General features: G+C 58.0%; 9 protein-coding genes and 1 tRNA gene. 2 read left to right on the top strand and 8 right to left on the bottom strand.

Annotated elements, in window-relative coordinates; genetic code table 11:
- Nucleotides 1-3: 3 nt before the first annotated feature.
- A tRNA-Met gene (locus IFT53_RS22300) sits at nt 4-80 on the top strand.
- An 858-nt stretch (nt 81-938) separates the two neighbouring features.
- Complete coding sequence (locus tag IFT53_RS22295) at nt 939-1310, top strand: hypothetical protein (RefSeq protein WP_192068011.1); 372 nt, start codon at nt 939-941, stop codon at nt 1308-1310.
- A gap of 90 nt (nt 1311-1400) precedes the next feature.
- Here the strand turns inward: IFT53_RS22295 and recQ are convergent, their stop codons facing one another.
- The 8 genes from recQ to IFT53_RS22255 all read right to left on the bottom strand — a co-directional run bounded on the left by recQ (nt 1401) and on the right by IFT53_RS22255 (nt 13498).
- Nucleotides 1401-3209 carry a DNA helicase RecQ gene (recQ, locus tag IFT53_RS22290; RefSeq protein ID WP_192068013.1) on the bottom strand — a complete coding sequence of 603 codons (1809 nt, stop codon included), beginning with the start codon at nt 3207-3209 and terminating at the stop codon, nt 1401-1403.
- Between the two features lie 70 nt (nt 3210-3279).
- Entirely contained in the window at nt 3280-5937 is a 2658-nt protein-coding gene (locus IFT53_RS22285) for a nitrate reductase (protein ID WP_192068015.1), read from the bottom strand.
- 2 nt (nt 5938-5939) lie between these two features.
- Complete coding sequence (gene nirD, locus IFT53_RS22280; protein WP_192068117.1) at nt 5940-6269, bottom strand: nitrite reductase small subunit NirD; 330 nt, start codon at nt 6267-6269, stop codon at nt 5940-5942.
- 102 nt (nt 6270-6371) lie between these two features.
- On the bottom strand, nt 6372-8822 hold the full coding sequence (gene nirB, locus IFT53_RS22275; protein ID WP_192068017.1) for a nitrite reductase large subunit NirB: 2451 nt from the start codon (nt 8820-8822) through the stop codon (nt 6372-6374).
- A gap of 6 nt (nt 8823-8828) precedes the next feature.
- Nucleotides 8829-9626 carry an ABC transporter ATP-binding protein gene (locus IFT53_RS22270; RefSeq protein WP_192068019.1) on the bottom strand — a complete coding sequence of 266 codons (798 nt, stop codon included), beginning with the start codon at nt 9624-9626 and terminating at the stop codon, nt 8829-8831.
- A 13-nt stretch (nt 9627-9639) separates the two neighbouring features.
- Complete coding sequence (gene ntrB / locus IFT53_RS22265) at nt 9640-10506, bottom strand: nitrate ABC transporter permease (RefSeq protein WP_446737708.1); 867 nt, start codon at nt 10504-10506, stop codon at nt 9640-9642.
- A gap of 48 nt (nt 10507-10554) precedes the next feature.
- Nucleotides 10555-11853 (bottom strand): CmpA/NrtA family ABC transporter substrate-binding protein, encoded by a 1299-nt coding sequence (locus IFT53_RS22260; protein ID WP_192068022.1) that lies wholly within the window; start codon nt 11851-11853, stop codon nt 10555-10557.
- Between the two features lie 379 nt (nt 11854-12232).
- Nucleotides 12233-13498, bottom strand: a complete 1266-nt coding sequence (locus tag IFT53_RS22255; protein ID WP_192068024.1) for a CmpA/NrtA family ABC transporter substrate-binding protein — start codon at nt 13496-13498, stop codon at nt 12233-12235.
- Nucleotides 13499-13520: the final 22 nt, after the last annotated feature.

The following is a 13520-nucleotide window of genomic DNA, read 5'->3' as shown; positions in this document are numbered from 1 at the left end:
TAACGCGGGGTGGAGCAGCCCGGTAGCTCGTCAGGCTCATAACCTGAAGGCCGCAGGTTCAAATCCTGCCCCCGCAACCAAATTTATTGGTAAACTCCGTAAATGATTAAGCCCGTCAGCGATCGCCGACGGGCTTTTGTTTTATCTATGAATAAAGCGCAGTTCCGTCTTCGCGATATGTCATCTTGACTGTTTAACGCAAAATCGCATTGAGGGTTTGCGGTATTCAACCGCAGAAAACCCTCACAACGGTCGACTTGGGATTTGTAACGCTTTCGACGGCGGTACCACTATGCACAAAGTTCAGCCGTGACGGAGTATCAGCCGCGGTGCGTTCATGCCGTCCATAATGGCGTGAGTTGTCGGGAATCTTCAAGGCGGATGTCGCAGAGGATTGGCCGCCGACATATTTTTGATATTGAGACGCGCCGCAGGCATCAGGATTTTGATTGGTTGCCATTGGACTGATCGGCGACGTTGTGCAGCTGTTTAGGGACATAAGTACCAGTGACAGGGGCACAGTGAGGATTAGCTTCATGTATGGTCCTTGGATCCAGTTGTTATGACTGTAAGCACTGAGAAAGTACTCGGTTCGGTGAGTACTTCGTCGGGCGCAGCGTCTCATCTTTCCACATGGAAAATAAAGAAATCCGAAGAAATTCATGCAACTTTTGCGGATAATTTCGTATTATGCTTTGACCTCGTACAGTTGGACTACTCCACTTGACGTCAACTTTGGGTCATTGAGTGGACCAAGGAATTAAGCGCACTCTGCTTGGAGTTTCGCCCCGACGTCTCGGTTGCAAAGTCTAGTTCCCTATCGCAGGCGAACGCACCTTTTCTCCTTTAACTGGTCGTTACACAAAACGGGATTGCTTGCTGTCATAGACGCGCTATATTTCCTGTGCTGACGAAGAAAAGCCTGGGAGGAGCATTTCATGAGACGGACTTGGCCGGACGAATTCAATTCTATTTTGAAAGATGCGCAGGAGGTGATGCTGGATGTGCCTGCGTCGGCGCCAGCTGGGCAACCCAATGGGCAAGCGACCCGGCGGCAGGCATTGAAGGTGCGGATGACGCAGAGCGATTATGAGCGCATCTGGCCGCTTGCGGAGGCACGTTACCGTCTCGAAGGACCAATGTCCGGTAAGGCTATCACGCTGATAGCCAACAATCCTCACTATCAGAAATGGCATCCCGTCGATGGTGGTTCTGAGGAAGAGATGTCGGACAGCGGCAAGCCGTTCCAGATACCTTACGTGATCGTGCATTTCTTGCTCGATGATGTCAGCGAGCCTGTTGCTGCCTGAGAGAAGGGTCTCTAATCCGCCAGGTATCACTCGTTTCGAGCCTAGCTGAAATTCCTCATGAGGCGGTGGCTTCCACCGTCTCATGATTGATCATCGGGACTGAAACTCTGCAATGACTTCCAGAAAAGCGGGGCCGTAACGGACCAGTTTTGCCTCACCGACGCCAGGCACTTCTGCCATTTCACTGCGGGAGGTGGGTCTGGCGCCCGCGAGTTCGATAAGCGTCTTATCGTGGAAAATGACATAGGGCGGGAGGTTCTGCGTGCGTGCGATTTCCATCCGCCGCTCCCGCAGCGCCTGAAAGAGAGCGGCATCTTCGGCTGGCAGATCGATAGTTTTAGCACCGCTTGATTGCCGGTCACGGCTGGTTTTGCGAGGGGCCTGCGGTTTACGCAGCATCAGGGTTGGTTTTTCGCGCAAAAAATCCCGTCCCGTGTCAGATATCGATAGCCCGCCGTGCCCGGCAAGATCGACCTCGATCAGACGAGCCGCGATGAGTTGGCGCAGGATGGCGCGCCATGTGCGGTTATCGTGCTCCTTGCCGATGCCATATGTGGAAATCTTGTCGTGGCCGAAGCGTGTTATGCGCTCATCCTCGGCGCCCAGCAGAACGCTGATGATATAAGCCTGTCCGAAACGTTCACCGGTTCGGTAGACACAGGACAGGATTTTCTGAGCCGCGATGGCCCCATCGAACAGTTCTGGCGGTTCGGCGCAGGTATCACAATTGCCGCAGGGTTCGCAGCTGTCACCGAAATAGGAAAGCAGTGCCTGTCTTCGGCATCCCGCCGTTTCGGTCAGGCCCAGCAGGGCATCCAGCTTTTGTCGTTCCATATGTTTGCGCTGGTCGGGCGCATCAGACTCTTCGATAAAGCGATTGCGCAGCGCGATGTCGTCTGACCCGTACAGCATGAGTACATCGGACGCTAAACCATCGCGACCGGCGCGTCCTGTTTCCTGATAATAGGCCTCGATGCTGCTTGGCAAATCGATGTGGACCACAAAGCGGACATCCGGCTTATCAATGCCCATTCCGAAAGCGATTGTTGCCACCATAATGATAGCCTCGCCGTGCTGAAAGCGGGTCTGGTTTGCCTCTCGATCTTCGCGCGACATGCCAGCGTGATAGGAGAGGGCGTCGTAGCCTTCGCTGCGCAACCACTCGGCTGTCTCTTCCGTCTTGCGTTTCGACAGGCAATAGATGATGCCGCTTTGATCCTGATGATCTCTCAGGAAGCGTTTGACCTGCGCCCTTGGATTGTCCTTTTCCATAATGGCATAGCGGATATTTGGCCGGTCAAACCCGGCAATAAACGCATCCTTGGCGTCGATCCGCATATGTTCGAGAATTTCGGCACGGGTCGGCTCGTCTGCCGTGGCGGTCAGAGCCATGCGTGGCGTGTTCGGAAAGCGTTCCGTCAGCAAATCCAGCTGCCGGTATGGCGGGCGAAAATCATGACCCCATTGAGACAGGCAGTGGGCTTCATCAATGGCGATGAGCGACAGGGATACGTTTTCCAGCGCATCGAGAACGTCCGCTTTCAGCAATGTCTCGGGCGCAGCGTAGAGAATGCTGACCTTACCGGCGCGGATATCGGCCCATAATGCGCGCCGCTCGTCCGGCAAGAGATTGGAGTTGAGCGCTTCAGCCCTGACACCCGCTTGGCGCAGGGCTGCAACCTGATCGACCATCAGCGCGATCAGCGGAGAAACCACAAGCCCCATTCCGGGGCGGCACAGGGCCGGGATCTGGTAGCAGAGCGATTTGCCGCCGCCTGTTGGCATCAGCACGAAGGCGTTGTTACCTGCAATCACGTGTTGGACAATGTCGGCCTGCTGGCCACGGAACGTATCGTAACCATAGACGGTTTTCAGAATATGGAAGGGATCAGTGTTCACGCATGTCTTCTTTGAGATTCGGTTCTGCGGCACCACAGTCCATATCGCCGCCAATCGCAACCCTTTGCAGTCACTGCGCGGCGGTTTTCAGACAAACATCGATCAATCCACGGATTTCAGCGCGACACGAGCCGCAATTTGTTCCAGCACACGTAGCTGCGCCCACACTTTCAACGGATCGGCAGCCATCACGGATGGCAGCCGTTATCTGGTTGATACCGACACCGAAACAGGAGCAAACGGTGGCACCCGGATCTGCGCCATGTGCGCCCGGCCTGCCAGCAACAAGGCCAAAGCGGGCGCGGATATCATCATAGCTTGCGGAAAGTTGCGAGACAGCCCAGCTTCGCGCAACGGCAACGGGCGTGTCTGCGATGAAAATTGCTGCCAGCAGCTTGTTTCCGTCAAAGAAGGCAAGGCGGACCTGAGCGCCCTTTCTGTCGGCATATCCCACCGGTTCAATATGCGGCGCGATAGCAAACACATTGCGCGTCCATTGGGTCCAGTCATCCGGCGCTTCATCAAAGCCCAGTTCGAGGCGCCAACCGTCTTGCGCCTTGGCCACCGCCCAATAGGCGCAATCAAGCGTTTCCGGCATCTGGCTTGATACAGCAAAGCCATAGGATTTCACGTCAAAGCGCTGCATTTTGACGGCGATGTTTTTCGATGCCGGCTGCCCGGAGAAAGCGTCGGTCAGCGGCGGAACTAGTTTGTCCACGCGCGCATTGGCCGCAAACTGGTCGTTCCAGTGCATGGGCACGAAGATGTTGCCCGCTCTTTGCCGTTCGGTGACGAGGGCGCGTACGATGATTTCGCCAAGCGGGCTTTCGACTTTCACAAGATCAGCGGTTTCTATGCCCGCTTCCATCGCGTCACGGGGGTGAATTTCCACAAAGGGCTCGGCCATGTGCGCGGAAAGGCGGGTGCTTTTTCCGGTGCGCGTCATGGTGTGCCACTGGTCGCGAATGCGGCCTGTATTGAGTGTGAGCGGATAGGCGGCGCTGATGCGCGATGTCCGGGGCAGGGCGGTGGTGATGAAGCGGGCCCTGCCATCGGAATGGAAGAAGTTTCCGTTGGCAAAGAAGCGTTTGGTCTGTGGCTCTTGCCCTGCGCTTCTGGGCCAGGTGAATGGCGGCAGGCTCTCGTACTCGTCGACGGCGATGTCGCTGCATGCGCCAATATCGAAATCACGGGCACCATGATTCTCGAAAGCCGACAAGGCCGCATGTTCCGCAAAGATGTCGGCTGGCGTCTTGTAGTCAAAAGCCTTGCCGAAACCCATGCGTTGAGCAACCTCTCCCAACTGTCGCCAGTCTGCCATGGCACCATCGGGCAAAGGCAGAAAGCTGCGCTGGCGCGATATGCAACGCTCTGAGTTGGTCACGGTGCCATCCTTTTCTCCCCAGCCCAGAGATGGAAGAAGCACATCGGCATAGCGTGTCGTATCGGTGGTCTGCATGATATCGGATACAACGACGAATGGGCATGCCCGCAAAGCGGCTTCAACCGCACTTGCATCCGGCATGGAAACCACGGGGTTGGTGGCCATGATCCAGATTGCCTTGATCCGGCCATCGGCCACGGCTTTGAACATGTCCACGGCTTTCAAGCCGGGCTTGCCTGCGATGGCGGGCGAACCCCAGAAACGCTGGACGCGGTTGCGATCTTCAATATTTTCAATATGCATATGGGCTGCCAGCATGTTGGCAAGGCCGCCGACTTCGCGCCCGCCCATGGCATTGGGCTGACCTGTCAGCGAGAACGGTCCCATTCCCGGCCTGCCGATGCGGCCGGTTACCAGATGGCAGTTGATGATGGCATTGACCTTGTCCGTGCCGCTGGCTGATTGATTGACGCCCTGGCTGTAGCATGTGACGGTCTTCTGCGTGCGCTCGAACAGGTCATAGAATTGGGTCAGTTCGGCAACGGTCAGCCCGGTTGCTTCTGCAATATCGGTGAGGCTGTATTCTCCGGCGGACTGGACCGCGGCGTCGAAACCGCTGGTGAAGCTTTCCACATAGGTCTGATCGATGGCGCGGCTAGTGGCCAGATGCGCAAGAAGTCCGTTAAACAGCGCCACGTCACCATCCGGGCGGATGGCCAAATGCATGTCTGCGATATCGCAGGTCATGGTGCGGCGTGGATCTACGACGGCGATCCGCATATGCGGTCGCTCAACTTTGGCCGCAGCCAGACGCTGGTAAATGACGGGGTGGCACCAGGCCAGATTGGAGCCGGTGAGGATGACGAGATCGGCCTCGAAAATGTCTTCGTAAAGACCAGGTACCGTATCAGACCCGAAAGCGCGGCGGTGGCCTGCGACTGAAGACGACATGCAAAGCCGCGAATTGGTATCGATATTGGCCGAGCCGATGAAGCCTTTCATCAGCTTGTTGGCGACGTAATAGTCTTCCGTCAGCAATTGGCCCGAGACGTAGAAGGCCACCGAGTCAGGTCCGTGTTCGGCAATGGCTTCAGAAAACTTCGAGGCCACAAGATCAAGCGCACTGTCCCATGTCACCCGCTTGCCATTGACCTGCGGATGCAGAAGACGCCCGTCGAGATCGATGGTTTCGGCTAGCGCCGAACCTTTGGAGCAAAGCCGCCCGAGATTGGCCGGGTGGTCGGGATCACCCTTGACTGTGACAGCGCCATCATCGGCAATTTTTGCGATGACGCCGCAGCCGACGCCGCAATAGGGACAGGTGGTCTTGACCTCGGTTGCCATGGTCACTCCGCCGCAATCATGAGGCTTTCAAGTGCAATCGACAGCTTGCCGTCCAGATTGCGAACGGGAATGGTGCGCACCGCACCCTCATCCGCGCCCAGCGCCTTGCCGGTTTCCAGCGAAATCACCCAATTGTGCAGCGGGCACGTGACCGATGCGCCGTGCACGATGCCCTGTGAGAGAGGTCCACCCTTGTGCGGGCAATGGTCCTCGATGGCATAGACATCGTTTTCCGCCGTGCGGAAGACGGCGATCTTGCCGGAGGGTGTCTTGACGCAGCGCGCGCCGCGCAGGGGAATGTCCGAGATATCGCCAATATCGACCCAGTTCATCATTTTCGTCCCGTGTTTGCCGTGAGAATTTCAGATGGGGCGAACTCCTCTTTTCGCCCTACCCGATTGCCCATGTTTCCCGTCTGCCTCATGGGCAGGCGGTCACTCCGCGGCTTGATTGAAGCCGATGGTCGCCATGGGTTTGAACTCGTGCTTGTGTTCGCCCGACACACGCTCCGACCATGGATCCACCTGCGCGAATTTCTGGCTGAAGACGAAGCGCTCGAAGTAGGCCTTGCGCTTTTCGGCATCGCTCATAATCTGGCGGCGAACTTCGTCGTAGCCGATGCGCTTGGCCCATTTGTAGATGCGCTCGAGGTAACGGCCCTGTTCGCGGTACATCTGCGTCAGCGCCACAATGTGCTCCAGCGCCTCATCCTCGGTTTTGACGAGGCCGAGAATTTCCGTGCCCTTGATGTCGAGGCCCGCTGCACCGGCGAAGTGGATTTCGTAACCACTATCAACGCAGATGACGCCAATGTCCTTGCAGGTGGCTTCCGCGCAATTGCGCGGGCAGCCGGAGACGGCCAGCTTCAGCTTGGCTGGTGTCCAGGAGCCCCACATGAATTTCTCCACGCGAATGCCAAAGCCGGTCGAATCCTGCGTTCCGAAGCGGCACCAGTCTGAGCCGACGCAGGTTTTGACGGTGCGAAGCCCCTTGGCATAGGCCTGACCGGAGATGAACCCCGCCTTGCCGAGATCGGCCCAGACGGCGGGCAGGTCTTCCTTTTCGATGCCAAGCAAATCGATGCGCTGGCCGCCTGTCACTTTCACCATGGGTATCTCGAACTTGTCGACCACATCAGCAATCGCGCGCAATTCATTGGCATTGGTCACGCCGCCCCACATGCGCGGCACCACGGAATAGGTGCCATCCTTCTGGATATTGGCGTGAACACGCTCGTTAATGTAGCGCGACTGGTAATCGTCGGCATATTCATCCGGCCAGTCGGATACGAGGTAATAGTTCAGCGCGGGGCGACATTTGGCGCAGCCACAGGATGTCTTCCATTCCAGTTCCTGCATCACGGCGGGAATGGTCTTCAGCCCCTTGGCCTTGATCAGGCGGCGAACATCGTCATGGCCAAGGTCCGTGCAATTGCACATCGGCTGAACGGCGGCGGGATTGTAGGTGTCGCCCAGCGTCAGCGTCATCAATTGCTCGACAAGGCCGGTGCAGGAACCGCAGGAGGCCGACGCCTTGGTGTGGGCGCGCACATCATCGAGAGATGTCAGCCCCTTCGATGTGATAGTCGAAGTGATTTTGCTCTTGCAAACGCCGTTACAGCCACAGATTTCCGCATCATCCGGCAAGGCTGCAACGGCCGCCATAGGGTCCAGTGGGGACCCTCCCTGATAGGACTGGCCGAAAATGAGAGTATCGCGCATGGCCGAGATATCGACGCCCTTTTTCTTCAGGTCGTTGAACCATGCGCCATCCGAGGTTTCACCGTAAAGAACCGTACCGATGATACGGTTGTCTTTCAAAATGACGCGCTTGTAGACACCGGCGGTGGCATCGCGCAGCACGATTTCCTCGCGGTCATCACCATCGGCGAAGTCACCGATGGAAAAGAGGTTGATGCCAGTGACCTTCAGCTTGGTCGGAGTGTCCGCATGGACGAAGGCAGGCGTTGTATCGCCAGCCAGATGTGCCGCCGCCACTCTGGCCATTTCGTAAAGTGGGGCGACGAGCCCGTAGACCATGCCGTCCACTTCGGCGCATTCACCAACGGAGAGAATATCGCCATCCGATGTGCGCATACCCGCATCCACGACGATACCGCGATTGACGGCAAGGCCCGCATCCTTCGCAAGGCCGATATTGGGGCGTATGCCGACCGCCATCACCACAAGCGTGGCGGGGATGATGGTGCCATTGTCGAGTTCGATGCCTTCCACCGCATCAGTGCCGATAATCTGCTTGGTGTTGGCCTTGGTGATGACCTTGATGCCGCGATCTTCCATGGCTTTTTGCAGGAGGTAACCCGCCGCCGGGTCGAGCTGGCGCTCCATCAGCGTCGGCATCACATGCAGCACCGTCACATCCATGCCGCGCATGGCAAGACCGGCAGCGGCTTCCAGCCCCAGCAAACCGCCGCCGATAACGACCGCCTTTGCGCGTGACTGGGCTGCCAGCAGCATGGCATCGACATCATCGAGATCGCGATAGGTGATGACGCCGGGCAGATCCTTGCCCGGAACGGGAATGATGAAGGGTACGGAGCCGGTGGCGATGACCAGCTTATCATAGCTTTCCGTCACGCCATGGTCTGAGGTCACAGTTTTGGCGGCGCGGTCGACCTTGACGATGCGGTGGCCTTTATAAAGCGTGATGCCGTGCTGGATATACCATCCATCGCCATGGATGATGATGTCCTCATAGGTCTTCTCGCCCGAAAGCACCGGCGAGAGCATGATCCGGTCATAGTTGACGCGGGGTTCGGCGTTGAAAATCGTGACCTGATAATGACCCGGTGCTTTCTCGAAGAGTTCTTCCAGCATCCGCCCGGGGGCCATGCCGTTTCCGATGATGACAAGTTTTTTTGTCATGGGTGTTTACTCCGCAGCTTCGACGAAGCGGTGACGTTCGTAGAGGAACTTCAGCACGGCTTCGCGGCATTTGAGGTAGGTTCGGTCGGAGGCAAGCTCGATGCGATGGCGCGGCCTTGGCAGCGGCACGTCGAGAATTTCACCGATATGGGCGGCAGGTCCGTTGGTCATCATGACGATGCGGTCCGACAGGAGAACGGCCTCGTCGACATCGTGGGTGATCATGACCATGGTGTTGCCAAGACGGGAATGGATTTCCATAACCGCATCCTGCAAATGGGCGCGGGTGAGCGCATCGAGCGCGCCGAATGGCTCATCGAGCAACAGGATTTTCGGCTCCATGGCCAGCGCCCGAGCAATGCCGACGCGCTGTTTCATGCCGCCGGAAATTTCCGATGGCTTCTTGTCCTTGGCATGGGCCATCTGCACGAGGTCGAGATTGCGCATCACCCAGTCGTGACGCTCCGCTTTGGTCTTGGAATAGCGGAAGACCTTTTCGACGCCGAGATTGACGTTTTCATAGACCGTCAGCCACGGCAGCAGGCTATGGTTTTGAAACACCACGGCGCGTTCCGGGCCGGGTTCGTTCACCTCCCGATTTTCCAGCAGAACCACACCGGAAGATACCTTGGTCAGGCCCGCAATGAGGTTGAGCATGGTGGACTTGCCGCAGCCGGAATGGCCGATGACGGAAACGAACTCTCCCTTGTCGATGGTGAGGTTGATGCCTTTCAGCACTTCGGCGCGGACACCGCCCTTGTCGAAATATTTGTCGATGTGATCAAGCTTGAGATAGGCGTTCATGGGTATCTCCTTCTCAGTTTGCCGCTGCGCCACGGGTGACGACGTTGCCAAGTGCTGCCACCAGCTTATCGAGGACAAAGCCGACGACGCCGATGTAAGCGAGTGCAACGATGATGTCGGGCAGGCGGGAGGAATTCCACGCATCCCAGATGAAGAAGCCGATGCCGACCCCACCCGTCAGCATTTCAGCGGCAACGATGGCAAGCCACGAGAGGCCAACACCGATGCGTAAGCCCGTGAAGATGTAGGGAGCGGCGGATGGCAGCATGATCTTGTAGAAAAATTCCAGCTGGTTCAGCCGCAGCACCTGCGCCACGTTGCGGTAATCCTGCGGAATGTTGCGCACGCCAACGGCGGTGTTGATGATGACGGGCCAGATGGAAGTGATGAAGATCACGAAGATGGCCGATGGATTGCTGTCCTGAAAGGCAGCCAATGACAGTGGTAGCCATGCCAGCGGCGGCACGGTGCGCAGCACCTGAAAGATGGGGTCTAGGCCGCGCATGGCCCAGATGGATTGCCCGACGACGGCACCGAGGATGACTCCGGCAATGGCGGCAAGACCGAAGCCATAAGCGACCCGCTCCAGCGAAATCAGCACCCGCCAGCCAAGGCCGATATCCTGCGAGCCATAGACGAAGAAGGGATAGGCTATCAGGTCGTAGCTTTCCTGAAACACCTGGCTTGGCGGCGGCAAGGTTGCGCCGGGGGCGGAACAGAGCGCCTGCCAGACGCCGAGCAGTAGCACCAGCACGACGAGCGGCGGAAGAACGTTGCGGGCAATGGCCCCGGCAATCTTTCGCGCGTTGAAACCCCTCGCGGGGCGGCGGGCAATCGCGATCACGGTGCCGCTTTTCGGGATTGGGGTGGCCGTTGCCATGCTGTCTGTCTTGCGGGCAGTTGCGGTCATGGTTTTATCCTGTCGTGATTACGAGGCGGCCTTGATCGAAAGGCTGTCGAGATAGGCGGATGGGTTTTCCGGATCGAAGACCTTGCCGTCGAAGAAGGTTTCCTTGCCGCGAGATTTGGATGTCGGGATATCGCTTGCTGCCACGCCCAGATCCTTGGCAGCTTCGCGCCAGAGGTCTTCGCGGTTAACAGCAGAGACCAGCGCCTTGATGTCGGTATCGGGTGCGAACTTGCCCCAGCGAATGTTTTCAGCCAGGAACCAGCTATCATGGCTCTGGAACGGGTACGATGCGCCGTCTTTCCAGAACTTCATCTGCAGATCGGTTCCCTCTACCACGCGGCCGTTGCCGTAATTGATGTCGCCCTTCAGGCGGCCGAGCACGTCCTTTGGTGGCACGTTGAACCATTGGCGCTTGCCCAGAATGGCCGACATTTCTTGCCTGTTGTCCATGCTGTCGCACCATTGCTGCGCTTCCATCACGGCCATGAGAATGGCTTTTGCGGCGTTCGGGTTCTTCTCCACCCAGTCGGCGCGCATGCCGAGCGCCTTTTCGGGATGGCCTTTCCAGAGTTCGCCCGTGGTGCAGGCCGTAAAGCCGATACCCTGGTTGACGAGCTGCTCGTTCCACGGTTCGCCCACACAGAACACATCCATGTTGCCGACCTTCATATTGGCAACCATCTGCGGTGGCGGAACGACGATGGTGGACACATCCTTGTCAGGATCGATGCCGCCTGCGGCCAGCCAATAGCGGATCCACAGATCATGCGTTCCGCCGGGGAAGGTCATGGCGGCCTTGATCTCCTTGCCCTCAGCCTTCTTCTTCTCGAAAGCAGCTTTCAGTTTGGACGCATCGAGCTGAACACCGGTATCGGCATATTCCTTGGCAACGGAGATGCCCTGGCTGTCGAGATTGAGCCGGGCGAGAATGGCCATCGGGACGGGCACATTGTTCTGCGTGACCTTGCCGGTGTGCATGAGGTAGGGCATGGGGGTGAGAATATGCGCGCCATCAATGCCGTTCGATGCGCCGCCCAGCACCAGATTATCGCGCGTGGCACCCCACGACGCCTGCTTGGCCACCTCGACATCGGGCATGCCATATTTTGCGAAAAGCCCTTTTTCGGCGGCGACAACAAGCGGCGCTGCATCCGTCAGCGCGATATAGCCGAGCTTTGCGCCGGTCACTTCAGGCGCTGCCGCCGCGGCGAATGCGCCGGATGGGAAGGCTGAGCGGATGGCGGTGATCAGGGCGGCGGTTGCCGTCGTCTTCAGCATGCCGCGGCGGCTTATATTGCCTGTGAATGTCGGTTTCATTCCTGTTCCCCATTTTTAAGCCGCCGTCAGGGCGCCTGTTTCCCAAGTGCAAAAGCGAAAGTGCAAAAACAAAAAAACGCCGCTCGGAGATTGCATTTGCCGGGGGATACCCCTGGCAGCAAAAACCTTGCGACGTCTGTGTCGTTGGTAAGCAGCGGTTACGCGCTTTTATCTCCGATCGCCGTTGACCGGATGTTTTATACAAAGCAAACGCCGTGCCAGTTTTGGTGGCGTCAGGCTATGCAATTGTTAGGAAAGGCTAAATCTGGGAAGGAAGAGGCGTGGATGGGTGTTTTATGAGGAAAAGTGACGGCCTAGAAATTGCGCAGCTGAGTGCACGTGATCCATTTTTGCGCAGCATTTGTGCAGGAGGCTGAATTCAGACCTCCTCGTTTCCAGACGCATTGCCGTCTCCTGCGCGCACTGGAAAGGCCCGGACATACGCCTCTATGTCCATAGGATCGAACACATGGCCGTCCATGAAGCGGTCGCCATCCCTATCGCCTTCCACGCGGATATCCGGCTCGACGGGGACGTTGCTCGATCCCAGCGCGTGCCGATAAAGATCGGTCCGGTAGGCCGATGCGGCTGCTTCAGCGGCTTGCCTTGAGAAGCGCGTCTGCCCCCATCGGATCATCTGGCTGAAGATCCACAGCGCCTGACTTTTGCGGGGGTAATTGGCGAATGTGTCGTGGAAGGTAAAGTAGCGTTCAATCACCCGCTGGTTGCCGTGGGCATCGACACTGAAGCGCCCGGCCAGCGCTTGGCGCAGGATCTCCACGGGTGCTCCGATATATTTCGCGGAGCTAAGCGTTTCTGAAAGGGTGGCGTGATTGTCGATATCGTCACACCAGCGTGCCGCCGCATCCAGCGCCACCAGCAGGCGTGAAACCGCCTCCGGCTGTGTTTGCGCCCAATCGGGGCGCATGCCCACGACCTTTTCCGGGGCGGAGGGCCAGATATCCTGCTTGGCGGCGACGATGCGGCCAATGCCGCGTGCGCTGGCGATCATGTTCCATGGTGCGCCGACGCAGAAGCCTTCGATGGCACCGGCGGCCAGTGCATCCGATGTAAGCGGTGGCGGGACGACCACGAGTTTGACGTTGCGATCCGGATCAATGCCGCCAGCGGCCAGCCAATAGCGGAATTCGTAATTGTGGGATGAGAAGGGGTAGGTCACGCCAAAGGTCGGCACGGCTTCACCGCGCAAGCGCATGTCTTGCAGAAGGGTTCTCAGCGCATTTGCGTTTTCCAGTGCGCTTGCCGTCTCGGAAAGCCCGGTAAGCTCGCGCATGCGTGAAAACAGCCGTGTCGACAGGGTGATCGCGTTACCGCCACGTCCGAGAGAAAAGGGCGTGATGGTGGGGGAGGGGTTTGAGCCGAGATCCAGCATGGATGCGACGGGCATGGGCGACAGCATATGGGCAATATCGAACTGCCGGAACGCCAGCCGGTCACGGACATTGGCCCAGGACACGTCCTTCACCAGATCCAGCGTCAGGCCTTCACGCTCCGCAAAGCCGAATTCGGCAGCCGCGATCAGCACCGAGGCATCGACAAGCGGAATGAAGCCTGCGCGCAAGGTGCGCTGGCTGTCATTGCCGATCAGGGCCGGGGCTTTGTCTACGCGACCGTTGCTGGTCATGGTCTGCTTCCTTTCGCTCCGT

Source organism: Rhizobium sp. CFBP 13644, from assembly GCF_014842165.1.
GTDB lineage: Bacteria > Pseudomonadota > Alphaproteobacteria > Rhizobiales > Rhizobiaceae > Agrobacterium > Agrobacterium tumefaciens_C.
Note: the sequence above shows the minus strand (reverse complement) of the source record. Positions and strands in the feature narration are given on the sequence as shown.

Bases quoted from the DNA above. Each gene is read 5' to 3' on its own strand.
- IFT53_RS22255 (WP_192068024.1), bottom strand. From the start codon at position 13,498: ATGACCAGCAACGGTCGCGTAGACAAAGCCCCGGCCCTGATCGGCAAT.
- IFT53_RS22270 (WP_192068019.1), bottom strand. From the start codon at position 9,626: ATGAACGCCTATCTCAAGCTTGATCACATCGACAAATATTTCGACAAG.
- nirB (WP_192068017.1), bottom strand. From the start codon at position 8,822: ATGACAAAAAAACTTGTCATCATCGGAAACGGCATGGCCCCCGGGCGG.
- nirD (WP_192068117.1), bottom strand. From the start codon at position 6,269: ATGAACTGGGTCGATATTGGCGATATCTCGGACATTCCCCTGCGCGGC.
- IFT53_RS22295 (WP_192068011.1), top strand. From the start codon at position 939: ATGAGACGGACTTGGCCGGACGAATTCAATTCTATTTTGAAAGATGCG.
- IFT53_RS22285 (WP_192068015.1), bottom strand. From the start codon at position 5,937: ATGGCAACCGAGGTCAAGACCACCTGTCCCTATTGCGGCGTCGGCTGC.
- IFT53_RS22260 (WP_192068022.1), bottom strand. From the start codon at position 11,853: ATGAAACCGACATTCACAGGCAATATAAGCCGCCGCGGCATGCTGAAG.
- ntrB (WP_446737708.1), bottom strand. From the start codon at position 10,506: ATGGCAACGGCCACCCCAATCCCGAAAAGCGGCACCGTGATCGCGATT.